Here is a 21,360-nt window from a genome sequence, read left to right as displayed (position 1 = left end):
AGCCAGCCATGGCGGACGCCCGTGCGGCGTCCCGCGGCCTCAGGCCCGCGCGTCGCCCTTGCGCTGGCCCTGCTTGCGCACGATCGCCATCGCGATCTCCAGCGACTGCTCGTAGTTCAGCCGCGGGTCCACGCTGGAACGGTAAGCCCGCTCCAGGTCCGCCTCGGTCAGTTCGCGCGCGCCGCCGGTGCATTCGGTGACGTCCTCGCCGGTCAGCTCCAGGTGCACGCCCCCCAGGCGCGTGCCCGCGGCCGCGTGCAGGTCGAACGACTGCTCCACCTCGGCCAGGATGTTGGCGAAGCGCCGGGTCTTGTAGCCGTTGGTGGTGCTCTCGGTATTGCCGTGCATGGCGTCGCACACCCACAGCACGCGGCGGCCGTCGCGGCGCACCGCCTCCAGCAGCGGCGGCAGCCTCTCGGCGACCTGGCCCGCGCCCATGCGGTGGATGAAAGTCAGCCGGCCCGGCTCGTCATCCGGGTTGAGCGCATCCATCAGGCGCAGCAGCTGGTCCGGCTGCACCGACGGTCCGACCTTGATCGCGATCGGGTTGCGGATGCCGCGGAAATACTCCACGTGCGCCCCGTCCAGCGCCGCGGTGCGCATGCCGATCCAGGGATAGTGCGTGGACAGGTTGAACCAGCCCCACTGCCTGGGCACCTGCCGGGTCAGCGCGGCTTCGTACGGCAGCAGCAGCGCCTCGTGCGAGGTGTAGAAGTCGATCCGGTTGAGGTTGTGGACCTCCGCGCCGGCCAGCGTCTCCATGAAGCGCACCGCATCGCCGATCGAATTCACCATCTCCTGGTAGTCCTCGGCCAGCGGCGAGCAGCCGACCCAGCTCAGGTTCCAGTACTCGGGGTGGTGCAGGTCGGCGAAGCCGCCGTCGATCAGCGCGCGGACAAAGTTCATGGTCATCGCCGAACGCGCGTGCGCGGTGAGCATGCGCCGCGGATCGGGCACGCGCGCGGCGGCGGTGAACTCCGGCCCGTTGACCACGTCGCCGCGGTAGCTGGGCAGGCTGACCTCGCCGCGCGTCTCCATGTCGGCCGAGCGCGGCTTGGCGTACTGGCCGGCGAAGCGGCCCACGCGAACCACCGGCAGGCGCAGGCCGTGGACCAGCACCAGGCTCATCTGCAGCAGCACCTTGAGCCGGTTGGAAATGGTGCCCGACTCGCAGTCGGCGAAGTTCTCGGCGCAGTCGCCGCCCTGAAGCAGGAAGCGCTTGCCTTCCTGTGCCTCGGCGATCTGCTTCTTCAGTGCGAAGATCTCCCACGAGGTCACCAGTGGCGGCAGCTGGCGCAGCTCGGCAAGGGCCGCCTCCAGGGCGCCGGCATCCGGGTACTGCGGCAACTGCAACGCCGGCTTGCCGCGCCAGCTTTCCGGCGACCAGCCTTCGGCGAGCGTGACGGGATGCAGGGTGCGTTCGGGCGTGCTCATGGGGGACTCGTGTGGGGGATAACGGAATGCGTTGCCGGTCAGAGCCGGTTGCGGCCCTTGCGCCGCCTGAACGCGGCGTACAGGCCCCAGCCCGCCAGCAGCACGAAGCCGATCAGGCTCCACACCGGCATGCTCAGGCCGAACAGGGTCCAGTCGACGGTGCCGCAGTCGCCGGTGCCGGTGAGCACCTTGCGCACAAGTTCCATCGGGCCCAGCGTCTCCTGCAGGAACGAGAGAGGCGGCCCGCACGAAGGCGCGGTGCCCTTGGGCAGCAGCTGCAGCCAGACGTGGCGACCGGCGATGCCGATGCCAACCAGCGAGGCCAGCGCGACCAGGCCACCGTAGAAGCGCCGCCCGCCCATGGCCCGTGGCGCATGCAGGCCGCCAATCAGGAACACCACTGCCAGCGCCGCATAGGCCATGCGCTGGAAGATGCACAGCGGGCACGGCTCCAGGCCCTGGTAGAGCTGGGTGTAGATCGCGTAGGACAGCAGCGCGGCGCAGCCGAGGAAGCCGGCGAGGAACTGCGCGCGGAAACTCCAGCGGAAGGGATTCATCGGCGGGTCGGACCCGGGGACAGTGGAAGGATGCGGTCGATTATTCCGCATCCGCGGCCCCCGCGCGTAGCGATGGTGGCGCCTGAAACGGAAAACCCCGGCGCGGGCCGGGGTTTCCGTTCACGTTGCCGCCACAGGGCGGCCGGCGTGGCTTACTCGGCCGCCTGCGGGCGGTCGACCAGCTCGACGTACGCCATCGGCGCGTTGTCGCCGGCGCGGAAACCGCACTTGAGGATGCGCAGGTAGCCGCCCGGGCGGGCCTGGTAGCGCGGGCCCAGTACGGTGAACAGGTTGCCCACCGCTTCCTTGTCGCGCAGGCGCGCGAAGGCCAGGCGGCGGTTGGCGACGCTGTCGACCTTGCCCAGGGTGATCAGCGGCTCGGCGACGCGGCGCAGTTCCTTGGCCTTGGGCAGGGTGGTCTTGATCAGTTCGTGCTTGAACAGCGAGGCGGCCATGTTCTTGAACATCGCTTCGCGGTGGGCACTGGTGCGGCTGAACTTGCGGCCGGCTTTCTGGTGGCGCATGACGGTGTGTCCTTTATCGATTCAATGGTGGATCGTTGTGGTTCGCTGTCGCCATCCTGGCGCTGGAGCTTTGGACTGCGCTGGCCCGATCCGGCGTTCCCTTGCCGGGGAGTCGCCGCGGGCCTGAGGGCCCGTCGGCGCTTTGACGCTCCCGCATCGCGGTGGATGCGGGAACGGTGTCGCTTCTCTTAGCCAAGCATGCCGTGGGCGGCAACGCCGGCCGGCGGCCAGTTCTCGAGCTTCATGCCGAGGGACAGGCCGCGCTGGGCGAGGACTTCCTTGATCTCGGTGAGCGACTTCTTGCCCAGGTTCGGGGTCTTGAGCAGCTCGACCTCGGTCTTCTGGATCAGGTCGCCGATGTAGTAGATGCTCTCGGCCTTGAGGCAGTTGGCCGAACGCACGGTCAGCTCGAGGTCGTCGATCGGACGCAGCAGCACCGGATCCACGCCGGTCGGGGCCGCCTTGGCGGCGCCACGATCGCGGTGGGTGAAATCGCCGAACACCGACAGCTGGTCGCTGAGGATGTCGGCAGCGGTGCGCACGGCCTCCTCGGCGTCGATCGTGCCGTTGGTCTCGATGTCCAGGACCAGCTTGTCCAGGTCGGTGCGCTGCTCGACGCGCGCGGCTTCCACCGCGTAGGCGACGCGGCGGACCGGCGAGAACGAGGCGTCCAGCACCAGGCGGCCGATCGCACGGGTCTCTTCGTCCGGATGGCGGCGCGAGGTGGCCGGCTGGTAGCCGAAGCCGCGCTCGATCTTCAGGCGCATGTTCAGCGCCGTGTCCTTGGTCAGGTGGCAGATCACGTGGTCGACGTTGAGGATCTCGACGTTGTGGTCGGTCTTGATGTCGCCGGCGGTGACCACGCCCGGGCCCTGCCTGGACAGGGTCAGGGTGGAGCTGTCGCCGTTGTGCATGCGGATGGCGACGTCCTTCAGGTTCAGCAGGACTTCCAGCACGTCCTCCTGCAGGCCTTCGACCGTGGTGTACTCGTGCAGCACGCCGTCGATCTCGACCTCGGTGATCGCGAAGCCGGGGATCGAGGACAGCAGGACGCGGCGCAGCGCGTTGCCCAGGGTGTGGCCGTAGCCACGCTCGAGCGGTTCGATCACGATCTTGGCGCGATTGTCGGTGAGGCGTTCGATCTGCGGTCCGCGGGGACGCAGGACCTGGTTGGCGGTAACCGTCATGTTGCGGATTCTCCTGCAGTGAGCCGACGATCAGGGGAACCGCCGGCTCTGGCTTGTGGCCCCGTCATCCGGGGACGGCCGGAAGGCGGGGCAACGCGTTCCGGCCGGGGCGTGGAATACGGCGCCGCGCCCGGGTGGGCGCGGCAGCCTGCCACTGTTACTTCGAGTACAACTCGACGATCAGCGCTTCGTTGATGTCAGCCGGCAGGTCGGCCCGGTCGGGCACGGCCTTGAACACGCCAGCGAACTTCTTCGAGTCGACCTCGACCCACGACGGGGTGATGTCGTGCTGCTCGGCGACGGTCAGGGCCTCCTGGACGCGCAACTGCTTCTGCGCCTTCTCGGACAGGGCGATCGCGTCGCCGGCCTTGACCTGGTACGAGGGCAGGTTCACCGGCTTGCCGTTGACCAGCACGCCACGGTGGCTGACCAACTGGCGGGCCGACGGGCGGGTCACCGCGAAACCCATGCGATAGACGACGTTGTCCAGGCGGGTTTCCAGCAGCTGCAGCAGGTTCTCGCCGGTGTTGCCCTTCTTGGTCGAGGCCTTCTTGTAGTAGTTGCGGAACTGGCGCTCCAGCAGGCCGTAGATACGCTTGACCTTCTGCTTCTCGCGCAGCTGGGTGGCGTAGTCGGACAGCTTGCCCTTGCGCGCGGTGGCGCCGTGCTGGCCGGGCTTCTGCTCCAGCTTGCACTTGGAGTCGAGCGCGCGGCCCGGGCTCTTGAGCGACAGGTCGGCGCCTTCGCGGCGCGCGAGCTTACAGGTGGGACCGATGTAACGAGCCATTGTCTTATCGCTCCCTTAGACGCGACGCTTCTTCGGCGGACGGCACCCGTTGTGCGGGATTGGCGTCACGTCGATGATGTTGGTGATCTTGTAGCCCACGTTGTTGAGCGAGCGGACGGCCGACTCGCGGCCCGGGCCCGGGCCCTTGATGCGGACTTCAAGCGACTTCACACCATAGTCGAGGGCGGCCTTGCCGGCCTTCTCGGCGGCCACCTGGGCGGCGAACGGGGTGGACTTGCGCGAACCGCGGAAGCCCGCGCCGCCCGAAGTCGCCCACGACAGCGCGTTGCCCTGGCGGTCGGTGATGGTCACGATGGTGTTGTTGAAAGAAGCGTGGACATGCGCGATGCCGTCGGTGACGACGCGCTTGATCTTCTTCTTGGTCTTGGCTGCTGCCGGCTTTGCCATGGTCGTTTACTTCCTGATCGCCTTGCGCGGACCCTTGCGGGTGCGGGCATTGGTGCGGGTGCGCTGGCCGCGCAGGGGCAGGCCGCGACGATGGCGCAGGCCGCGGTAGCAGCCCAGGTCCATCAGACGCTTGATGGCGATGCCGATTTCGCGACGCAGGTCGCCTTCGACGATGTACTTGCCGACCTCGGCGCGCAGGCGCTCGACTTCCGGCTCGGACAGGTCGCGGATCTTGGTGGAGGAAGCCACGCCAGCGGCCTCGCACACCTTCTTCGACCGGGTACGGCCGATGCCGTAGATGCTCTGCAAGCCCACCCAGACGTGCTTCTGGGTCGGCAGGTTGACGCCTGCAATACGCGCCATGACGCGATCTCCAAACTTGGGGGTCGGCACGCGCCCAGGGCACGCCCGACAGGAATGGTTCAAAAGTGAACTGCGAATTCTATCAATGTCCCGGATTACATGGAAGCCCACGGCCCGAAGGCCCTGGACCCGGCATGGGGAGTGTGCCCATGCTCCGGCGCCGGACTCTGCTGGCCTCCCCGGTCGCCCGGTCGGGCCGGCCGCGCTACTCCAGCGCGGCACCGCATCGTCTCACCCGCGCGCGAGACGTCGCGCGGGCCGCCCATTTTGGTCTACCCGGCCGCGGGCCGGATTCGGCGGAATGGGTCCGCCGGAGGTATTCGTGGGTCAGCCCCGGGCCAGACCGCCGCCGCGGGAACCGCCCTTGAGGTTGGCCTTCTTGAGAAGGCTCTCGTACTGGTGCGACATCAGGTGGGCCTGGATCTGGGCGATGAAGTCCATCACCACGACCACCACGATCAGCAGCGAGGTGCCGCCGAAGTAGAACGAAGTCTGCAGCTGGGTACGCATCACTTCCGGCAGCAGGCACACGATCACCAGGTAGGCCGCGCCCGCGGCGGTCAGCCGGGTCAGCACGCCATCGATGTAATCGGCAGTGGCCTTGCCGGGGCGGATGCCCGGGATCAGCGCGCCGGACTTCTTCAGGTTGTCCGCGGTTTCCTGCGAGTTGAACACCAGCGCGGTGTAGAAGAACGCGAAGCCGGTGATCAGCGCGGCGAACACGATCATGTGCAGCGGCTCGCCCGGGGCCAGCGCGTTGGAGAAGCGCTGCAGCCAGGTGGCCGAAGTGGCCTGGCCGGACCACATGCTCAGCGTGGCCGGGAACGCCAGGATGCTGGAGGCGAAGATCGGCGGGATCACGCCGGACATGTTGAGCTTGAGCGGCAGGAACGAGGTCTGGTTCATGTACGCGTTGCGACCGCCCTGGCGGCGCGCGTAGTTGACCGTGATCCGGCGCTGGCCGCGCTCGACGAACACCACGAACCAGGTGAAGGCCAGCACCAGCACCACGATCAGCAGCAGCGCCAGGAAGTTCATGCTGCCGCTGCGGAAAGCCTCGACCGTCTGGATGATCGCCGACGGCAGGCCGGCGACGATGCCGGCGAAGATGATCAGCGACACGCCGTTGCCGATGCCGCGCTCGGTCACCTGCTCGCCCAGCCACATCAGGAAGATGGTGCCGGCGGTCAGCGACACGACCGCGGTGAGGACGAAGCCCATGCCCGGGGTGTAGACCACCGGCACGCCGCCCGGGGCGACCTGGTTCTGCAGCGCCATGGCGATGCTGCCGCCCTGCACTACCGCCAGCAGCACCGCGCCGATGCGCGAGAACTGGGTGATCTTGCGACGGCCGGACTCGCCTTCCTTCTGCAGCGACTTCAGCGTCGGGAAGATGTGCACGGCCAGCTGCATCACGATCGACGCCGAGATGTACGGCATCACGTTCAGCGCGAAGATGCTGAACCGGTGCAGGGCGCCACCCGAGAACATGTTGAACATGTCCACGATGCCACCGCCCTGCGCCTGCATCATCGACAGCATGGCATCGGGGTTGACGCCCGGCACCGGCACGAAGCAGCCGATGCGGTAGACGAGCAACGCGCCAAGCACGAACAGCAGGCGCTGGCGCAGTTCGGTGAACTTGCCCAGGCCGCTGCCGAGATTGCCGATACCAGCTTGCGCCATGTGCTGCTTACTCCTCGATGCTGCCGCCGGCGGCTTCCACCGCGGCCTTGGCGCCGGCGGTGAGCTGCACGCCCTTGATGACCAGCTTGCGGGTCAGCTCGCCCTTCTTGACGATCTTGGCGCGCTTGGCGGTCGACGGGACCAGCTTGGCCGCCTTCAGCGCGGCGAAGTCGACGGTGTCGCCTTCGACCAGGGCCAGCTTGTACAGCAGCACCTCGGCGGTGTCCTTGGCGGTCATCGAGCGGAAGCCGATCTTCGGCAGGCGGCGCTGCATCGGGGTCTGGCCGCCTTCGAAGCCGGCCTTGATCTTGCCCTTGCCGGAACGCGCGAACGAACCCTTGTGGCCGCGGCCAGCGGTCTTGCCCAGGCCCGAACCGATGCCGCGACCGACGCGGGTGCGCTCCTGGCGGGCGCCCTCTGCGGGCTTGAGAGTGTTGAGACGCATGGTGTTCTCCTTAGTCCTCGACCCGCACCAGATAGTGCAGCTGGTTGATGAGGCCACGAACCTGCGGGCTGTCCTTCAGCTCGCGCACGTCGTTGAGCTTGTTCAGGCCCAGGGCCTTCACCGACAGGCGGTGGCGGGACTGGGTGCCGCGAAGGCCGCGCACCAGGCGCACCTTGACGGTCTTGTTGGACTCGTTAGCCATTGAGGAGTTCCTCCGCCTTCTTGCCGCGCTTGGCCGCGATCTGCGTCGGCGACTGCATGGCCTCCAGGCCCTTCAGGGTGGCGCGGACCAGGTTGATCGGGTTGCGCGAACCGACGGCCTTGGCCAGCACGTTCTTCACGCCTACCGCCTCGAGCACGGCGCGCATGGCACCGCCGGCGATCACGCCGGTACCTTCAGAGGCCGGCTGCATGAACACGCGGGCCGCGCCGTGGCCGGCCTTGACCGGGTGCCACAGGGTGCCGTTGTTCAGGTCGACGTTGAGCATGCCCTTGCGCGCGTACTCCATCGACTTCTGGATCGCCACCGGGACCTCGCGGGCCTTGCCGTAGCCGAAACCGACCTTGCCGTCGCCGTCGCCGACCACGGTCAGGGCGGTGAAGGTGAACTGGCGGCCGCCCTTGACGGTCTTGCTGACGCGATTGACCGCGACCAGCTTCTCGATCATGCCGTCGTCGACCTTCTCTTCGCGGTTGCGATCGCGATCGCGGCCGCGCTGCTGACGCTCTTCTGCCATTTCCGTATTCCTGTGTTCGTTATGGGATGTACGGCTCGCGGCCGCTTATGGTTGTGGTCTGTCGCGGTGCAACGTCATGTCCCCGCAGAAGGAGGACAGCGCCCGGCGCACCCTGCGCCGGCAGGCCGGACCCGCCGCAGCGGGCCCCGGGGATCAGAACTGCAGGCCACCCTCGCGGGCGGCGTCGGCCAGCGCCTTGATGCGGCCGTGGAAGCGGTAGCCCGAGCGGTCGAAAGCGACCTTCTCGATGCCCGCGGCCCTGGCGCGCTCGGCGAGCAGCTTGCCGACCTTGGCGGCCGCTTCGGTGTTCTTGCCGCTCGTCAGGCCGTCCTTGACGTCGGCCTGCAGGGTGTTGGCAGCCGCGATCACGGTGGCGCCATCGGCGGTGAACAGCTGCGCGTACAGGTGCTGGCCGGTGCGCAGCACCGACAGGCGCGGCACGCCGAGCTTGCGGATGTGGGCCCGGGTGGACTTGGCGCGGCGCAGGCGGGCGTCGTTCTTGATGCTCATGTGTGTTTACCTCGTGGAAGCTGAAGGATGGTGCAGGCCTTCGTAGCGGCAGATCCGGCCATGGAGGACCGGGCTCCCGCGGATGGCCCCGCGAACGCTTACGCCTTCTTGGCTTCCTTGCGGATGATGACTTCGTCGGAATACTTCACGCCCTTGCCCTTGTACGGCTCCGGCTTGCGGTAGGCGCGGATCTTGGCGGCGACTTCGCCCACCAGCTGCTTGTCCGCGCCCTGGACCACGATTTCGGTCTGGGTCGGGGTGCTGATGGTGATGCCTTCCGGCGCCGCGTACACGACCGGGTGCGAGAAACCGAGCGACAGGCTCAGGTCCTTGCCCTGCATCGCGGCGCGGTAGCCCACGCCCACCAGCTCGAGCTTGCGCTCGAAGCCCTCGGAAACGCCCTTGACCATGTTGGCCAGGATCGCGCGGACGGTGCCGGTCAGCGGCACCAACGAGGCATCGTTGGCCGACAGCACGGCATTGCCGTCCTCGACCACGATCTGCACGCCGGCCGGCTTGGCAAGCGACAGGGTGCCCTTCGGACCCTTGGCGCTGACGCTGGTGTCCTGGATGTTCAATTCGACGCCCTTCGGCAGGGCGATCGGCTTCTTGGCTACGCGGGACATGTCGTCGTACTCCTTAGGCCACGTAGCACAGGACTTCGCCGCCAACGCCGGCGCGACGCGCCTGCGCATCGGTCATGATGCCCTGCGAGGTGGAGATGATGGCCACGCCGAGGCCGCCAAGGACCTTCGGCAGCTCGCTCTTGCCGCGGTACAGGCGCAGGCCCGAACGCGAGGCGCGCTTGAGCTGCTCGATGACCGGGCGGCCCTCGAAGTACTTCAGCACGATCTCGAGTTCGGCCTTGTTGTTCTCGGCCTGGACGACGCGCAGGTCGGCGATGTAGCCCTCGTCCTTGAGGACGTTGGCGATGGCGACCTTGATCTTGGAGGACGGCAGCTTCACCGTCTGCTTGCCCACAGCGGCCGCATTCTTGATGCGGACCAGCATGTCGGCGATGGGATCAGTCATGCTCATGAATGGTTCCTTGAGTGCACCGATATCCGCTTTCGCGAAATCTGGATTGTGTCCCGGAGGAGGCCGGGTCCTGTACCGCCGCCCGGAGGAGCCGGGGGAAGCGGGCAATCATAGCAGAAGAAACCGGCCTTGTGGGCCGGTCCCGTCCGGTCTTGCGGGGACGGGCGGCCGGGGCCACCCCGCCCTTCTTACCAGCTGGCCTTGCGCAGGCCCGGCACGTCGCCGCGCATGGTGGCTTCGCGCAGCTTGTTGCGGCCCAGGCCGAACTTGCTGTACACGCCGCGCGGGCGACCGGACAGCTCGCAGCGGTTGCGCTGGCGGCTCGGCGAGGAGTCGCGCGGCAGCTTGGCCAGCCTGGTCGCGGCCTCGATCTTCTCTTCGTACGACGCGGTCTGCGAGGAGACGACCTTCTTCAGGGCGTCGCGCTTGGCCGCGTACTTCTTGGCCAGCTTTTCCCGCTTCGCGTCGCGGTTGACCATGGAGGTCTTTGCCATGTCTCTAAGCCTTAGTTGCGGAACGGGAACTTGAACGCCTCGAGCAGCGCCTTCGCTTCGGCGTCGGTCTTGGCGGTCGTGGTGATGGCGATATCCATGCCACGCACCGCGTCGACGGCGTCGAAATCGATCTCCGGGAAGATGATCTGCTCCTTGACGCCCATGTTGAAGTTGCCGCGGCCGTCGAAGGAACGGCCGGACACGCCGCGGAAGTCGCGCACTCGCGGCAGCGAGACGCTGATCAGGCGGTCCAGGAACTCGAACATCTGGTGCCGGCGCAGGGTGACCTTGCAGCCGATCGGCCAGCCGTCGCGGATCTTGAACGACGCCACCGAGACGCGCGACTTGGTCGTCACCGGCTTCTGGCCGGCGATCTTGGCCATGTCGGCGAGTGCGTTCTCCAGCACCTTCTTGTTGGCCGCAGCCTCGCCCACGCCCATGTTCAGCGTGATCTTGACGAGCCTGGGCACTTCCATCGGATTGGTGTAGCCGAACTTCTCCATGAGAGCCGGCACAACCTGTTCCTTGTAGATCTTTTCGAGCCGCGTGGTCATTGCTTCATTCCTCAGGCGTCGAGCGCCTCACCACTGGAGCGGAACACACGCAGTTTGCGTCCATCCTCCAGGACCTTGAAACCGATGCGCTCGCCCTTGCCGGTGGCGGGGTTGAGCGGCATGACGTTGGAAATGTGGATCGAGGCTTCGCGCTCGACCACGCCGCCGGCGACGCCCGCCTGCGGGTTCGGCTTGGTGTGGCGCTTGACCAGGTTGATGTTGGAGACGACCACGCGGTCGCCCTCAACGCGCACAACCTCGCCCTGCTTGCCCTTGTCCTTGCCGGTGGTGACGACGACCTGGTCGCCCTTCTTGATACGGTTTGCCATGTCTGCTTCCTCCGCTCAGAGCACTTCGGGCGCGAGCGAAACGATCTTCATGAACTTCTCGGAACGCAGCTCACGGGTCACCGGTCCGAAGATACGGGTACCGATCGGCTCCTGCTTGTTGTTCAGCAGGACGGCGGCGTTGCCATCGAAGCGGATAAGCGAACCGTCGGCACGACGGACGCCCTTGCGGGTACGGACCACGACGGCGTCGTAGATCTCGCCCTTCTTGACCTTGCCGCGCGGGATCGCGTCCTTGACGGTCACCTTGATGATGTCGCCGATGCCGGCGTAGCGGCGCTTGGAGCCGCCCAGCACCTTGATGCACATCATTTCCTTGGCGCCGGAGTTGTCGGCGGCTTCGAGGTAGCTTTGCACCTGGATCATGTCTCAGCCCTCTTATTCAGCCGCGCGGGTGATGACTTCCACCACGCGCCAGTTCTTGGTCTTGGACAGCGGCGCGATCTCGGTCACGCGCACCACGTCACCCTCGTTGCAGCTGTTGTCGGCATCGTGGGCGTGGAGCTTGGTCGAGCGCTTGATGTACTTGCCGTACAGCGCATGCTTGACCTGGCGCTCGACGAGCACGGTGACCGTCTTGTCCATCTTGTTGCTGACGACGCGGCCTTCGACCGTGCGCAGCGTCTTTTCGTTGTTGTCGCTCATCGCTGCGATCCCTTACTGGTTGCCGCCGAGCAGGGTCTTCACGCGAGCGATCTCGCGGCGCACCTGGCGGGTTTCGTGGGTCTTCGTCTGCTGGCCGGTCGCCCGCTGCATGCGCAGGGAGAACTGCTCCTTGCGCAGGTCCAGCAGGTGGGCCTTCAGCTCGTCGGCCGACTTTTCGCGGAGTTCGTTGATCGTAGCCATTAGCGCACCGTACGGGTCACGAAGGTGGTGGTGACCGAGAGCTTGGCGGCCGCCAGGCGGAACGCCTCGCGCGCCTGGTCCTCCGGCACACCCTCGATTTCATAGATCATGCGGCCGGGCTGGATCTGGGCGACCCAGTACTCGACGTTGCCCTTGCCCGAGCCCATGCGGACTTCGATCGGCTTCTGGGTGATCGGCTTGTCCGGGAACACGCGGATCCACATCTTGCCGCCGCGCTTGACGTAGCGGCTGATCGTGCGGCGGGCCGCCTCGATCTGGCGCGCGGTCAGGCGGCCATGGTCGGTGGCCTTCAGGCCGTACTCGCCGAAGGACACGGCGTTTGCGCTCCAGCTCAGGCCGTCGTTACGGCCCTTGAACTGCTTGCGGAACTTGGTTCGCTTGGGTTGCAACATCGCCGTTACCTCGCTTCACGTGCGGGACGGGAGGGACGCTCGCGGTCGCCGCGCTCGCCGCGCGGGCTGCTGGCTTCTTCCTGCTTCTCCTGTCCGACCTGGGCGAAGTCGAAGATCTCGCCCTTGTAGACCCATACCTTGATGCCGATCACGCCGTAGGTGGTGTGCGCCTCGGCGAAGCCGTAATCGATGTCCGCGCGCAGGGTATGCAGCGGCACGCGGCCTTCGCGGTACCACTCCGAACGGGCGATCTCGGCACCGTTCAGGCGGCCGGCGACGTTGACCTTGATGCCCAGGGCCCCGAGGCGCATCGCGTTGCCGACGGCGCGCTTCATCGCGCGGCGGAACATGATGCGGCGCTCGAGCTGCTGCGCGATCGACTCGGCGACCAGCTGCGCGTCGAGCTCCGGCTTGCGGACCTCGGTCACGTTGATGTGCGCCGGGACGCCCATCAGCGCGCTGACTTCCTTGCGCAGCTTCTCGATGTCCTCGCCGCGCTTGCCGATCACCACGCCCGGGCGGGCGGTGTGGATCGTGACGCGCGCGGTCTTGGCCGGGCGCTCGATCAGGATCTTGCTGATCCCGGCCTGCGCCAGCTTCTTGCGCAGCATCTCGCGCACCTTCAGGTCGGCCGCCAGGTACTGGGCGTACTCGCCCTTGTCGGCGTACCACTTCGAATTCCAGTCCTTGGCGATGCCAAGACGGATGCCGGTGGGGTGAACTTTGTGACCCATATTACTTGCCCTCTCCGACGACGACGGTGATGTGGCTGGTCCGCTTCAGGATGCGGGTGCCGCGGCCCTTCGCACGCGCCATGAAGCGCTTCAGCGTCGGACCCTCGTCGACCATGATGGTCTTGACCTTGAGCGCGTCGACGTCGGCGCCCTGGTTGTTCTCGGCGTTGGCGATGGCGGACTCGACGACCTTCTTGATCAGGGCGGCGGCCTTCTTGTCGGAGAACTTCAGCAGGTTGACGGCGCGTTCGGCCGGCAGGCCACGCACCTGGTCGGCGACCAGGCGGGCCTTCTGCGGGGAGATGCGCGCGGTGCGCAGGATGGCTTTCGCTTCCATGGTCATCTCCTTACTTCGACTTCTTGTCGCCGCCGTGACCCTTGAAGGTCCGGGTGACAGCGAACTCGCCGAGCTTGTGGCCGACCATGTTCTCGTTCACGAGGACCGGGACATGGTTCTTGCCGTTGTGCACGGCGATGGTGAATCCGACCATTTCCGGCAGGATCATGGAACGACGCGACCAGGTCTTGATCGGGCGCTTGCTGCCGCCCGCGGCCTCCACCTTCTTGACGAGGTGGTGATCGACGAACGGGCCTTTCTTGAGGGAACGTGGCATGGTCGATTAGCCCCTACGATCACGGACGATGAATTGCTGGGTGCGCTTGTTCTTGCGCGTCTTGTAACCCTTGGTCGGCACGCCCCACGGGGTGACCGGATGCGGGTTGCCCTGGCCGGCCTTGGCCTCGCCGCCACCGTGCGGGTGGTCGACCGGGTTCATGGCCGCGCCGCGGACGGTCGGCTTGACGCCGCGCCAGCGCTTGGCACCGGCCTTGCCCAGCTTCTCCAGGTTGTGCTCGTCGTTGCCGACTTCGCCGATGGTCGCGCGGCACTCGGCCGGGACCTTGCGCATCTCGCCCGAACGCAGGCGCAGCAGCGCATGGGTGCCTTCGCGGGCGACCAGCTGCACGCCGGCGCCGGCGGCACGCGCGATCTGCGCGCCCTTGCCCGGCTTCAGCTCGATGCAATGCACCGTGGTGCCGACCGGGATGTTGCGCAGCGGCAGGGTGTTGCCGGCCTTGATCGGGGCATCGGAACCGGCGATCACCTGGTCGCCGGCCTTCAGGCCCTTCGGCGCGATGATGTAGCGGCGCTCGCCGTCGACGTAGCACAGCAGGGCGATGTGCGCGGTGCGATTCGGGTCGTACTCGATCCGCTCGACGCGCGCGACGATGCCTTCCTTGTTGCGCTTGAAGTCGATCAGGCGGTAGTGCTGCTTGTGGCCGCCGCCGACGTGGCGGACGGTGATGCGGCCGTGGTGGTTGCGGCCACCCGACTTGCTCTGCTTCTCGACCAGCGCGGCGTGCGGGGCACCCTTGTGCAGGTCGGGGGTGACCACGCGGACCGCGGAACGGCGGCCGGCGGAGGTGGGCTTGAATTTCATCAATGGCATGGGTTTACCCTCAGGCCTTCGCGGACACGTCGATGCTCTGGCCGTCGGCCAGGCGCACGTACGCCTTACGCCAGTCGCCACGGCGACCGGAACGGAAGCGGAAGGACTTGTTCTTGCCCTTCACGTTGACGACGTTGACCGACTCGACCTTGACGTCGAACAGCTGCTCCACGGCGGCCTTCACTTCGGCCTTGGTGGCGTCGTTCGAAACTTCGAACACGTACTGGTTGCTGACTTCCTGCAGGCGCGCGGTCTTTTCGGACACGCGCGGCGCGAGCAGCACGCTGAAAACTTTCTCGTTGGCGCTCATGCCAGCCACTCCTCGACCTTCTTGACCGCATCGGCGGTGATCAGCACGGAATCGGCGGCGACCAGGGCGACCGGATCCAGGCCCTGCACGTCGCGGACCTGCACGTAAGGCAGGTTGCGGGCCGACAGGAACAGGTTCTCGGACGCGTCCTCGGTGACGATCAGCGGACGCTTGCCCAGGTCCAGGCCGGCCAGCTTCTCCACCAGGCCGCTGGTCTTCGGCGCGTCGATGTCGAACGACTCGACGACCGTCAGGCGACCCTGGCGGTTGAGCTCCGACAGGATCGCGGCCATCGCGGCGCGGTACTGCTTGCGGTTGACCTTCTGCGCGAAGCTGCGCGGCTTGGCCGCGAAGGTCACGCCGCCGCCGACGAAGATCGGGGCCGTCAGGGCGCCATGACGCGCGCCGCCGCCCTTCTGCTTCTTCGACTTCTTGGTGGTGCCGTTGACCTCGGCGCGGGTCTTCTGCGCCTTGGTGCCGGCGCGACCAGCGTTGCGGTAGGCGACGACGACCTGGTGGACCAGGTCCTCGCTGAAATCGCGGCCGAACACTTCGTCGGAAACCGACAGCTTGTTGGCGCTACCCGTAATGGTGAGTTCCATGGTGATTCTCCTTACGCCTTGCTCGCCGGGCGCACGACCACGTCGCCACCCGGGGCACCCGGGACGGCGCCGCGGACGGCGATCAGGCCGCGCTCGGCATCGACGCGAACCACTTCCAGGTTCTGCGCGCTCTGCGTTTCGGCGCCCATGTGGCCGGACATCTTCTTGCCCGGGAACACGCGGCCCGGCGTCTGCCGCTGGCCGATCGAACCCGGCGAGCGATGCGACAGCGAGTTGCCGTGGGTGGCGTCGCCCATGGTGAAGTTGTGGCGCTTGATCGTGCCCTGGAAGCCCTTGCCCTTGGTCACGCCCTGGACGTCGACGATCTGGCCGACCTCGAAGATGTCAGCCTTGATCTCGCCACCAACGGCGAAGTCACCGAGCTTGTCGTCGGCGACGCGGAACTCCCACAGGCCACGGCCGGCTTCGACCTTGGCCTTGGCGTAGTGCCCGGCCAGCGGCTTGTTGACCAGCGCGGCGCGGCGCGAGCCGGCCGTCACCTGGACGGCGCTGTAGCCGTCGGCTTCGACGGTCTTGATCTGGGTGATGCGGTTCGGGGTGGCCTCGATCAGGGTCACCGGGATGGAACGGCCATCATCGGTGAAGACCCGGCTCATGCCGGCCTTGCGGCCGACCAGACCCAACGAATACTTCTTCGTCATGTCGGCAGTCCTCAGGCGAGCTTGATCTGGACGTCGACGCCAGCCGCGAGCTCGAGCTTCATCAGCGCGTCCACGGTCTTGTCGTTGGGGTCGACGATGTCGAGCACGCGCTTGTGCGTGCGGGTCTCGTACTGGTCGCGCGCATCCTTGTCGGCATGCGGGGAGACGAGAATGGTGTAGCGCTCGATCTTGGTCGGCAGCGGGATCGGGCCACGCACCTGCGCGCCGGTCCTCTTGGCCGTTTCGACGATCTCGCTGGCCGAACGGTCGATCAAACGGTGATCGAACGCCTTGAGCCGAATCCGGATCTTTTGGTCCGCCATGACGGAGTTCCTTCGTTAAAAGAGCGACGGGCGCGGCCTCTGGGATGCCTGCCCCGGTTTCAGGGTTCCTGTTCGCCCACCAGGCGTTGCCTGCGGGCGGGAGCCGGCGCTGCCGGCCCCCAAAAGCGCGGGCAGACCAGCAAGCCGGTCTGCCCAGACGGAAAAGTATAGAACGCGTAAACATGCACGTCAACAGCCTGTGAGGCTGCCACGCGCGTTGCGTCACGCGACCCTTCCCTGTCCGGCGAACACGAGGCACGTCCTGTGCCTCTTTTCGCGTTGGGGATCGCCGCCCACCCAGGGAGCGGCGACCCAAGTTACTGAATTACTTGATGATCTTGGCCACGACGCCGGCGCCGACGGTGCGGCCGCCTTCGCGGATCGCGAAGCGCAGGCCTTCGTCCATCGCCACCGGGTTGATCAGGGTGACCACCATCTTGATGTTGTCGCCCGGCATCACCATCTCCACGCCTTCCGGCAGCTGAACCGCGCCGGTGATGTCGGTGGTGCGGAAGTAGAACTGCGGACGGTAGCCCTTGAAGAACGGGGTATGACGGCCACCCTCGTCCTTCGACAGCACGTACACCTCGGCCTCGAACTCGGTGTGCGGGGTGATCGAACCGGGCTTGGCCAGCACCTGGCCGCGCTCCACGTCGTCACGCTTGGTGCCGCGCAGCAGCAGGCCCGCGTTGTCGCCCGCCTGGCCCTGGTCCAGCAGCTTGCGGAACATCTCCACGCCGGTGACCGTGGTCTTCTGCGTCGGGCGGATGCCCACGATCTCGATTTCGTCGCCCACCTTGATGATGCCGCGCTCGATGCGCCCGGTCACCACGGTGCCGCGGCCGGAGATCGAGAACACGTCTTCCACCGGCATCAGGAACGGCTTGTCCACGTCGCGCTGCGGCTCCGGGATGAACGTATCCAGCGCGTCCACCAGCTTCAGGATCGCCGGCACGCCGATCTCCGACTGGTCGCCTTCCAGCGCCAGGCGGGCCGAGCCGTGGATGATCGGGGTGTCATCGCCCGGGAAGTCGTACTTGCTCAGCAGCTCGCGGACTTCCATCTCCACCAGCTCCAGCAGCTCGGCGTCGTCCACCATGTCGGCCTTGTTCAGGAACACCACGATGTACGGCACGCCGACCTGGCGCGACAGCAGGATGTGCTCGCGCGTCTGCGGCATCGGGCCGTCGGCCGCCGAGCACACCAGGATCGCACCGTCCATCTGCGCCGCACCGGTGATCATGTTCTTCACGTAGTCGGCGTGGCCCGGGCAGTCCACGTGCGCGTAGTGGCGCGTCGGGGACTCGTATTCCACGTGCGCGGTCGAAATCGTGATCCCGCGCGCCTTCTCTTCCGGCGCCGCGTCGATCGCGTCGTACGCCTTGAACTCGCCGCCGAAACGCTCCGCGCCGATCTTCGTCAGCGCCGCCGTCAGCGTCGTCTTGCCGTGGTCAACGTGACCGATCGTGCCCACGTTCACGTGGGGTTTGGTGCGCTCGAACTTACCCTTGGCCATGTCTCTGTCTCTCTAACTTGGGAAACTGCTTCTTTTGGGAAGTGCGGCCACGGATGGCCGCTTCTTGATTCTGCTTCCGCGCCCATGGACGGGCGCACTAAGCCTTACGCCTTCTTGATCACCGTCTCGGCGATGTTGTTCGGCGCTTCCTCGTAGTGGTCGAACTCCATCGAGAAGGTCGCGCGGCCCTGGCTCATCGAACGCAGCGAGGTCGCGTAGCCGAACATCTCGCCCAGCGGGATCTGCGCGTTGATGATCTTGCCCGACGGGCTGTCGTCCTGGCCCTGGAGCACGCCGCGGCGGCGGCTCACGTCGCCCATCACGTCGCCCAGGTAATCCTCCGGGCTGACGATCTCGACCTTCATGATCGGCTCGAGCAGCACCGGACGGGCCTTGGCGAAGCCCTGCTTGAACGCCATCGAGGCGGCCAGCTTGAACGCCATTTCCGAGGAGTCGACGTCGTGGTACGAGCCGAACACCAGCTTCACCTTCACGCCCACGACCGGGAAGCCGGCCAGCGGACCGCTGGTGATGGTCTCGCGCATGCCCTTCTCGACCGACGGGATGAATTCCTTTGGGATCACGCCACCGGTGATCTCGTTGAGGAACAGGAAGTCGTCCTTGATGTCGGCGGCGTACTTCTCGCGATCTTCCTGGGTCAGCGGCGACAGCTCGATCACGACGTGGCCGTACTGGCCCTTGCCGCCCGACTGCTTGGCGTGCTTGTAGTCCGACTTGACGTCGCTCAGGCGGATGGTCTCGCGGTACGCGACCTGCGGCTTGCCGACGTTGGCCTCGACGTTGAACTCGCGCTTCATGCGGTCAACGATGATGTCCAGGTGCAGCTCGCCCATGCCCGAGATGATCGTCTGGCCCGACTCCTCGTCGGTCTTGACGCGGAACGACGGGTCTTCCTGTGCCAGGCGGCTCAGGGCGTTGCCCATCTTCTCCTGGTCGGACTTGGTCTTCGGCTCGACCGCCATCGAGATCACCGGCTCCGGGAACGCCATGCGCTCCAGGATGATCGGCGCGTCCTGCGCGCACAGGGTGTCGCCGGTGGTGACGTCCTTCAGGCCCACCGCGGCGGCGATGTCGCCGGCCAGCACTTCCTTGATCTCGTCGCGGTTGTTGGAATGCATCTGCAGCAGGCGGCCGATGCGCTCCTTCTTGCCCTTGACCGAGTTCAGCACGGCGTCGCCGGCGTTGAGGGTGCCGGAGTAGACGCGGAAGAAGGTCAGCGAACCCACGAACGGATCGGTCATGATCTTGAACGCCAGCGCCGAGAACGGGGCCTTGTCGCTGGATTCGCGGGTCAGCTCCCTGGTCTCGTCGTCAACGTCCACGCCCTTCACCGCCGGCACGTCGACCGGCGACGGCAGCAGGTTGACCACGCCGTCGAGCATGGCCTGCACGCCCTTGTTCTTGAACGCGGTGCCGCAGAACATCGGCACGATCTCGGTGTTCAGCGTGCGCGCGCGCAGGCCGCCGATGACCTCCGCCTCGGTGAGGTCGCCCTCTTCGAGGTACTTGTTCATCAGGTCTTCGTTGGCCTCGGCCGCGGACTCGACCATGAACGCGCGCTCTTCCTCGGCCTTCGCCTGCAGCTCGGCCGGGATGTCGCGGTACTCGAAGGACAGGCCCTGCGAGGCGGTATCCCAGTGGATCGCCTTCATCTTCAGCAGGTCGACCACGCCCTCGAAGCCGTCCTCGGCGCCGATCGGCACCTGCATCGGCACCGGCACCGCGCCCAGGCGCGACTTCAGCTGGTCGCGGACCTTGTAGAAGTTGGCGCCGGTGCGGTCCATCTTGTTGACGAACGCGATGCGCGGCACGTGGTACTTGTTGGCCTGGCGCCACACGGTTTCCGACTGCGGCTGCACGCCGCCCACGGCGCACAGCACGAACACCGCGCCGTCGAGCACGCGCAGCGAACGCTCGACCTCGATGGTGAAGTCGACGTGCCCCGGGGTGTCGATGATGTTGAAGCGATGCTCCGGCAGGGACTTGTCCATGCCCTTCCAGAACGCGGTCGTGGCGGCGGACTGGATCGTGATGCCACGCTCCTGCTCCTGCTCCATCCAGTCCATGGTCGCGGCGCCGTCGTGCACTTCACCGATCTTGTGGCTCTTGCCGGTGTAGAACAGGATGCGCTCGGACGTCGTGGTCTTGCCGGCATCGATGTGGGCCATGATGCCGAAGTTGCGGTAACGCTCGATGGGAGTGGTGCGAGCCACGGGAATCTCTCGTTTGCTTGGGGCTTCTGGAGGCGGAGCGGCGCGCGGCGCCGGCTTCCGTTCGACGGGGGGCGCGGAGCCTGCCGCGCCGCCCGGGCTGGTCGCGCGGGCCCGGTCACGGGCCCGCGGGAATCACCAGCGGTAGTGCGCGAAGGCCTTGTTGGCCTCGGCCATGCGGTGCGTCTCTTCGCGCTTCTTGATCGCGCCGCCACGGTTTTCCGAGGCGTCGAGCAGCTCGGCGGCCAGCTTGCGGGCCATGGTGTTCTCGCCGCGCTTGCGCGCCGAATCGATCAGCCAGCGCATGGACAGGGCCAGGCGACGCGAGGAACGCACTTCGACCGGCACCTGGTAGGTGGCACCGCCGACGCGACGCGACTTGACCTCGACGGACGGCGACACGTTGTCGAGCGCCTTCTGCACGACTTCGATCGAGTTGGGATTCTTCTGGCCGATGACGTCCATCGCGTCGTACACGATGTTCTCGGCAATCGACTTCTTGCCGCTCTTCATCACCATGTTGATGAAGCGGGCGATGGTCTCGCTCCCGTGCTTCGGATCGGGAAGGACGGCGCGCTGGGGGGTGGAACCTTTACGGGACATGTCGTGACTTCCTCAATCAGCTCTTCGGGCGCTTGGCGCCGTACTTCGAACGGCCCTGGCGACGCTTGGTCACGCCGGCGGCGTCAAGCGAGCCGCGGACGGTGTGGTAACGGACACCCGGGAGGTCCTTGACGCGGCCACCGCGGATCAGGACAACCGAGTGCTCCTGCAGGTTGTGGCCTTCGCCGCCGATGTACGAAATGACCTCGTAGCCATTGGTCAGGCGGACCTTGGCGACCTTGCGCAGGGCCGAGTTCGGCTTCTTCGGGGTGGTGGTGTACACGCGCGTGCAGACGCCACGGCGCTGCGGGCACTTTTCCAGCGCCGGCGAGGCGCTCTTGTAGGTTTCCGCCTGCCGCGGCTTGCGGACCAGCTGGTTGATAGTCGCCATTGGTAAGGTTCTTCTGCTTGGGGCCCCGCATCGGTGGGGGCCGGAAGGAACATGAAAACGACGGCAGGCCGAAGGACGGCCTGCCGAGAAGCGGGAGTATAGCGGCCGCGCGGAAATCGCGTCAACCGAGCCCCTTCCGTGGGTTCAGCCCCCGGCAGCCGGACGGGCCGGGCCGGGGACCTCGCGGCGGGGATCCTTCCCCGCCCTGCC

33 protein-coding genes are annotated in these 21,360 nt (G+C 66.7%); all 33 read right to left on the bottom strand.

Features of this window, described 5'->3' with window-relative positions; all coding sequences use genetic code 11:
* Nucleotides 1-39: 39 nt before the first annotated feature.
* Nucleotides 40-1,434, bottom strand: a complete 1,395-nt coding sequence (locus CSC64_RS07440) for a class II 3-deoxy-7-phosphoheptulonate synthase (RefSeq protein ID WP_162434691.1) — start codon at nucleotides 1,432-1,434, stop codon at nucleotides 40-42.
* A 38-nt stretch (nucleotides 1,435-1,472) separates the two neighbouring features.
* Nucleotides 1,473-1,991, bottom strand: coding sequence for a disulfide bond formation protein B (locus CSC64_RS07435; RefSeq protein ID WP_162434690.1), 519 nt, complete (start codon nucleotides 1,989-1,991; stop codon nucleotides 1,473-1,475).
* Between the two features lie 152 nt (nucleotides 1,992-2,143).
* Nucleotides 2,144-2,515 (bottom strand): 50S ribosomal protein L17, encoded by a 372-nt coding sequence (gene rplQ, locus CSC64_RS07430; RefSeq protein ID WP_162434689.1) that lies wholly within the window; start codon nucleotides 2,513-2,515, stop codon nucleotides 2,144-2,146.
* Between the two features lie 188 nt (nucleotides 2,516-2,703).
* Nucleotides 2,704-3,702, bottom strand: coding sequence for a DNA-directed RNA polymerase subunit alpha (locus CSC64_RS07425; protein WP_162434688.1), 999 nt, complete (start codon nucleotides 3,700-3,702; stop codon nucleotides 2,704-2,706).
* Nucleotides 3,703-3,859: 157 nt separating this feature from the next.
* On the bottom strand, nucleotides 3,860-4,489 hold the full coding sequence (gene rpsD, locus CSC64_RS07420) for a 30S ribosomal protein S4 (RefSeq protein WP_162434687.1): 630 nt from the start codon (nucleotides 4,487-4,489) through the stop codon (nucleotides 3,860-3,862).
* Nucleotides 4,490-4,504: 15 nt separating this feature from the next.
* Nucleotides 4,505-4,897 carry a 30S ribosomal protein S11 gene (gene rpsK, locus CSC64_RS07415; protein WP_013535974.1) on the bottom strand — a complete coding sequence of 131 codons (393 nt, stop codon included), beginning with the start codon at nucleotides 4,895-4,897 and terminating at the stop codon, nucleotides 4,505-4,507.
* 6 nt (nucleotides 4,898-4,903) lie between these two features.
* The gene (gene rpsM, locus CSC64_RS07410; RefSeq protein WP_162434686.1) at nucleotides 4,904-5,260 is read right to left on the bottom strand and encodes a 30S ribosomal protein S13; all 357 of its coding nucleotides are present in this window, start codon (nucleotides 5,258-5,260) and stop codon (nucleotides 4,904-4,906) included.
* Between the two features lie 327 nt (nucleotides 5,261-5,587).
* Entirely contained in the window at nucleotides 5,588-6,946 is a 1,359-nt protein-coding gene (secY, locus tag CSC64_RS07405; protein ID WP_162434685.1) for a preprotein translocase subunit SecY, read from the bottom strand.
* Between the two features lie 7 nt (nucleotides 6,947-6,953).
* Nucleotides 6,954-7,391: a 50S ribosomal protein L15 gene (gene rplO / locus CSC64_RS07400; RefSeq protein WP_162434684.1), complete on the bottom strand. Its 438-nt coding sequence runs from the start codon at nucleotides 7,389-7,391 to the stop codon at nucleotides 6,954-6,956.
* Nucleotides 7,392-7,401: 10 nt separating this feature from the next.
* Nucleotides 7,402-7,593, bottom strand: coding sequence for a 50S ribosomal protein L30 (gene rpmD, locus CSC64_RS07395; RefSeq protein WP_162407456.1), 192 nt, complete (start codon nucleotides 7,591-7,593; stop codon nucleotides 7,402-7,404).
* A complete protein-coding gene (rpsE, locus tag CSC64_RS07390; protein ID WP_162434683.1) occupies nucleotides 7,586-8,128 on the bottom strand; it encodes a 30S ribosomal protein S5 in 543 nt (180 codons plus the stop codon). Before rpsE ends, rpmD begins: the two co-directional genes overlap by 8 nt.
* 153 nt (nucleotides 8,129-8,281) lie before the next feature.
* Nucleotides 8,282-8,638, bottom strand: coding sequence for a 50S ribosomal protein L18 (gene rplR, locus CSC64_RS07385; protein WP_162434682.1), 357 nt, complete (start codon nucleotides 8,636-8,638; stop codon nucleotides 8,282-8,284).
* Between the two features lie 98 nt (nucleotides 8,639-8,736).
* Entirely contained in the window at nucleotides 8,737-9,264 is a 528-nt protein-coding gene (gene rplF, locus CSC64_RS07380; protein ID WP_162434681.1) for a 50S ribosomal protein L6, read from the bottom strand.
* Between the two features lie 13 nt (nucleotides 9,265-9,277).
* Complete coding sequence (gene rpsH, locus CSC64_RS07375; RefSeq protein WP_162434680.1) at nucleotides 9,278-9,676, bottom strand: 30S ribosomal protein S8; 399 nt, start codon at nucleotides 9,674-9,676, stop codon at nucleotides 9,278-9,280.
* A gap of 188 nt (nucleotides 9,677-9,864) precedes the next feature.
* Nucleotides 9,865-10,170: a 30S ribosomal protein S14 gene (rpsN, locus tag CSC64_RS07370; RefSeq protein WP_162434679.1), complete on the bottom strand. Its 306-nt coding sequence runs from the start codon at nucleotides 10,168-10,170 to the stop codon at nucleotides 9,865-9,867.
* Nucleotides 10,171-10,181: 11 nt separating this feature from the next.
* On the bottom strand, nucleotides 10,182-10,724 hold the full coding sequence (gene rplE, locus CSC64_RS07365) for a 50S ribosomal protein L5 (RefSeq protein WP_162434678.1): 543 nt from the start codon (nucleotides 10,722-10,724) through the stop codon (nucleotides 10,182-10,184).
* An 11-nt stretch (nucleotides 10,725-10,735) separates the two neighbouring features.
* The gene (gene rplX, locus CSC64_RS07360) at nucleotides 10,736-11,053 is read right to left on the bottom strand and encodes a 50S ribosomal protein L24 (protein ID WP_162434677.1); all 318 of its coding nucleotides are present in this window, start codon (nucleotides 11,051-11,053) and stop codon (nucleotides 10,736-10,738) included.
* Between the two features lie 15 nt (nucleotides 11,054-11,068).
* Complete coding sequence (gene rplN / locus CSC64_RS07355; protein ID WP_162434676.1) at nucleotides 11,069-11,437, bottom strand: 50S ribosomal protein L14; 369 nt, start codon at nucleotides 11,435-11,437, stop codon at nucleotides 11,069-11,071.
* 12 nt (nucleotides 11,438-11,449) lie between these two features.
* Nucleotides 11,450-11,716, bottom strand: coding sequence for a 30S ribosomal protein S17 (gene rpsQ, locus CSC64_RS07350; RefSeq protein WP_162434675.1), 267 nt, complete (start codon nucleotides 11,714-11,716; stop codon nucleotides 11,450-11,452).
* A 12-nt stretch (nucleotides 11,717-11,728) separates the two neighbouring features.
* Complete coding sequence (gene rpmC / locus CSC64_RS07345) at nucleotides 11,729-11,917, bottom strand: 50S ribosomal protein L29 (RefSeq protein ID WP_162434674.1); 189 nt, start codon at nucleotides 11,915-11,917, stop codon at nucleotides 11,729-11,731.
* Complete coding sequence (rplP, locus tag CSC64_RS07340) at nucleotides 11,917-12,330, bottom strand: 50S ribosomal protein L16 (protein WP_162434673.1); 414 nt, start codon at nucleotides 12,328-12,330, stop codon at nucleotides 11,917-11,919. Before rplP ends, rpmC begins: the two co-directional genes overlap by 1 nt.
* Nucleotides 12,331-12,335: 5 nt before the next feature.
* A complete protein-coding gene (rpsC, locus tag CSC64_RS07335) occupies nucleotides 12,336-13,064 on the bottom strand; it encodes a 30S ribosomal protein S3 (RefSeq protein WP_162434672.1) in 729 nt (242 codons plus the stop codon).
* Nucleotide 13,065: 1 nt separating this feature from the next.
* Nucleotides 13,066-13,401, bottom strand: a complete 336-nt coding sequence (rplV, locus tag CSC64_RS07330; protein WP_028918209.1) for a 50S ribosomal protein L22 — start codon at nucleotides 13,399-13,401, stop codon at nucleotides 13,066-13,068.
* Nucleotides 13,402-13,411: 10 nt separating this feature from the next.
* Nucleotides 13,412-13,678, bottom strand: coding sequence for a 30S ribosomal protein S19 (gene rpsS, locus CSC64_RS07325; RefSeq protein WP_162434671.1), 267 nt, complete (start codon nucleotides 13,676-13,678; stop codon nucleotides 13,412-13,414).
* Nucleotides 13,679-13,684: 6 nt separating this feature from the next.
* Nucleotides 13,685-14,512, bottom strand: a complete 828-nt coding sequence (rplB, locus tag CSC64_RS07320; protein ID WP_162434670.1) for a 50S ribosomal protein L2 — start codon at nucleotides 14,510-14,512, stop codon at nucleotides 13,685-13,687.
* Nucleotides 14,513-14,522: 10 nt separating this feature from the next.
* Entirely contained in the window at nucleotides 14,523-14,822 is a 300-nt protein-coding gene (gene rplW, locus CSC64_RS07315) for a 50S ribosomal protein L23 (protein WP_162434669.1), read from the bottom strand.
* Nucleotides 14,819-15,424 carry a 50S ribosomal protein L4 gene (gene rplD, locus CSC64_RS07310; protein ID WP_162434668.1) on the bottom strand — a complete coding sequence of 202 codons (606 nt, stop codon included), beginning with the start codon at nucleotides 15,422-15,424 and terminating at the stop codon, nucleotides 14,819-14,821. The genes rplW and rplD overlap by 4 nt, the downstream gene beginning before the upstream one ends.
* Before the next feature lie 11 nt (nucleotides 15,425-15,435).
* Nucleotides 15,436-16,086 (bottom strand): 50S ribosomal protein L3, encoded by a 651-nt coding sequence (gene rplC / locus CSC64_RS07305; protein WP_162434667.1) that lies wholly within the window; start codon nucleotides 16,084-16,086, stop codon nucleotides 15,436-15,438.
* A gap of 11 nt (nucleotides 16,087-16,097) precedes the next feature.
* Nucleotides 16,098-16,409 carry a 30S ribosomal protein S10 gene (gene rpsJ / locus CSC64_RS07300; RefSeq protein ID WP_013535997.1) on the bottom strand — a complete coding sequence of 104 codons (312 nt, stop codon included), beginning with the start codon at nucleotides 16,407-16,409 and terminating at the stop codon, nucleotides 16,098-16,100.
* 325 nt (nucleotides 16,410-16,734) lie between these two features.
* Nucleotides 16,735-17,925: an elongation factor Tu gene (gene tuf, locus CSC64_RS07295; RefSeq protein WP_162434666.1), complete on the bottom strand. Its 1,191-nt coding sequence runs from the start codon at nucleotides 17,923-17,925 to the stop codon at nucleotides 16,735-16,737.
* Between the two features lie 104 nt (nucleotides 17,926-18,029).
* Entirely contained in the window at nucleotides 18,030-20,159 is a 2,130-nt protein-coding gene (fusA, locus tag CSC64_RS07290) for an elongation factor G (RefSeq protein WP_162434665.1), read from the bottom strand.
* Between the two features lie 132 nt (nucleotides 20,160-20,291).
* Entirely contained in the window at nucleotides 20,292-20,759 is a 468-nt protein-coding gene (gene rpsG, locus CSC64_RS07285; RefSeq protein WP_162434664.1) for a 30S ribosomal protein S7, read from the bottom strand.
* A gap of 16 nt (nucleotides 20,760-20,775) precedes the next feature.
* On the bottom strand, nucleotides 20,776-21,150 hold the full coding sequence (gene rpsL, locus CSC64_RS07280) for a 30S ribosomal protein S12 (protein ID WP_013536001.1): 375 nt from the start codon (nucleotides 21,148-21,150) through the stop codon (nucleotides 20,776-20,778).
* Between the last annotated feature and the right edge of the window lie 210 nt (nucleotides 21,151-21,360).

This window comes from Pseudoxanthomonas koreensis (assembly GCF_010093225.1).
In the GTDB taxonomy this organism is placed as follows: Bacteria; Pseudomonadota; Gammaproteobacteria; order Xanthomonadales; family Xanthomonadaceae; genus Pseudoxanthomonas; species Pseudoxanthomonas koreensis.
This window is presented reverse-complemented; position numbering and strand designations above follow the sequence as displayed.

Bases quoted from the DNA above. Each gene is read 5' to 3' on its own strand.
- CSC64_RS07440 (WP_162434691.1), bottom strand. From the start codon at position 1,434: ATGAGCACGCCCGAACGCACCCTGCATCCCGTCACGCTCGCCGAAGGC.
- CSC64_RS07435 (WP_162434690.1), bottom strand. From the start codon at position 1,991: ATGAATCCCTTCCGCTGGAGTTTCCGCGCGCAGTTCCTCGCCGGCTTC.
- rplQ (WP_162434689.1), bottom strand. From the start codon at position 2,515: ATGCGCCACCAGAAAGCCGGCCGCAAGTTCAGCCGCACCAGTGCCCAC.
- CSC64_RS07425 (WP_162434688.1), bottom strand. From the start codon at position 3,702: ATGACGGTTACCGCCAACCAGGTCCTGCGTCCCCGCGGACCGCAGATC.
- rpsD (WP_162434687.1), bottom strand. From the start codon at position 4,489: ATGGCTCGTTACATCGGTCCCACCTGTAAGCTCGCGCGCCGCGAAGGC.
- rpsK (WP_013535974.1), bottom strand. From the start codon at position 4,897: ATGGCAAAGCCGGCAGCAGCCAAGACCAAGAAGAAGATCAAGCGCGTC.
- rpsM (WP_162434686.1), bottom strand. From the start codon at position 5,260: ATGGCGCGTATTGCAGGCGTCAACCTGCCGACCCAGAAGCACGTCTGG.
- secY (WP_162434685.1), bottom strand. From the start codon at position 6,946: ATGGCGCAAGCTGGTATCGGCAATCTCGGCAGCGGCCTGGGCAAGTTC.
- rplO (WP_162434684.1), bottom strand. From the start codon at position 7,391: ATGCGTCTCAACACTCTCAAGCCCGCAGAGGGCGCCCGCCAGGAGCGC.
- rpmD (WP_162407456.1), bottom strand. From the start codon at position 7,593: ATGGCTAACGAGTCCAACAAGACCGTCAAGGTGCGCCTGGTGCGCGGC.
- rpsE (WP_162434683.1), bottom strand. From the start codon at position 8,128: ATGGCAGAAGAGCGTCAGCAGCGCGGCCGCGATCGCGATCGCAACCGC.
- rplR (WP_162434682.1), bottom strand. From the start codon at position 8,638: ATGAGCATCAAGAACGACGCCCGCCTGCGCCGCGCCAAGTCCACCCGG.
- rplF (WP_162434681.1), bottom strand. From the start codon at position 9,264: ATGTCCCGCGTAGCCAAGAAGCCGATCGCCCTGCCGAAGGGCGTCGAA.
- rpsH (WP_162434680.1), bottom strand. From the start codon at position 9,676: ATGAGCATGACTGATCCCATCGCCGACATGCTGGTCCGCATCAAGAAT.
- rpsN (WP_162434679.1), bottom strand. From the start codon at position 10,170: ATGGCAAAGACCTCCATGGTCAACCGCGACGCGAAGCGGGAAAAGCTG.
- rplE (WP_162434678.1), bottom strand. From the start codon at position 10,724: ATGACCACGCGGCTCGAAAAGATCTACAAGGAACAGGTTGTGCCGGCT.
- rplX (WP_162434677.1), bottom strand. From the start codon at position 11,053: ATGGCAAACCGTATCAAGAAGGGCGACCAGGTCGTCGTCACCACCGGC.
- rplN (WP_162434676.1), bottom strand. From the start codon at position 11,437: ATGATCCAGGTGCAAAGCTACCTCGAAGCCGCCGACAACTCCGGCGCC.
- rpsQ (WP_162434675.1), bottom strand. From the start codon at position 11,716: ATGAGCGACAACAACGAAAAGACGCTGCGCACGGTCGAAGGCCGCGTC.
- rpmC (WP_162434674.1), bottom strand. From the start codon at position 11,917: ATGGCTACGATCAACGAACTCCGCGAAAAGTCGGCCGACGAGCTGAAG.
- rplP (WP_162434673.1), bottom strand. From the start codon at position 12,330: ATGTTGCAACCCAAGCGAACCAAGTTCCGCAAGCAGTTCAAGGGCCGT.
- rpsC (WP_162434672.1), bottom strand. From the start codon at position 13,064: ATGGGTCACAAAGTTCACCCCACCGGCATCCGTCTTGGCATCGCCAAG.
- rplV (WP_028918209.1), bottom strand. From the start codon at position 13,401: ATGGAAGCGAAAGCCATCCTGCGCACCGCGCGCATCTCCCCGCAGAAG.
- rpsS (WP_162434671.1), bottom strand. From the start codon at position 13,678: ATGCCACGTTCCCTCAAGAAAGGCCCGTTCGTCGATCACCACCTCGTC.
- rplB (WP_162434670.1), bottom strand. From the start codon at position 14,512: ATGCCATTGATGAAATTCAAGCCCACCTCCGCCGGCCGCCGTTCCGCG.
- rplW (WP_162434669.1), bottom strand. From the start codon at position 14,822: ATGAGCGCCAACGAGAAAGTTTTCAGCGTGCTGCTCGCGCCGCGCGTG.
- rplD (WP_162434668.1), bottom strand. From the start codon at position 15,424: ATGGAACTCACCATTACGGGTAGCGCCAACAAGCTGTCGGTTTCCGAC.
- rplC (WP_162434667.1), bottom strand. From the start codon at position 16,086: ATGACGAAGAAGTATTCGTTGGGTCTGGTCGGCCGCAAGGCCGGCATG.
- rpsJ (WP_013535997.1), bottom strand. From the start codon at position 16,409: ATGGCGGACCAAAAGATCCGGATTCGGCTCAAGGCGTTCGATCACCGT.
- tuf (WP_162434666.1), bottom strand. From the start codon at position 17,925: ATGGCCAAGGGTAAGTTCGAGCGCACCAAACCCCACGTGAACGTGGGC.
- rpsG (WP_162434664.1), bottom strand. From the start codon at position 20,759: ATGTCCCGTAAAGGTTCCACCCCCCAGCGCGCCGTCCTTCCCGATCCG.
- rpsL (WP_013536001.1), bottom strand. From the start codon at position 21,150: ATGGCGACTATCAACCAGCTGGTCCGCAAGCCGCGGCAGGCGGAAACC.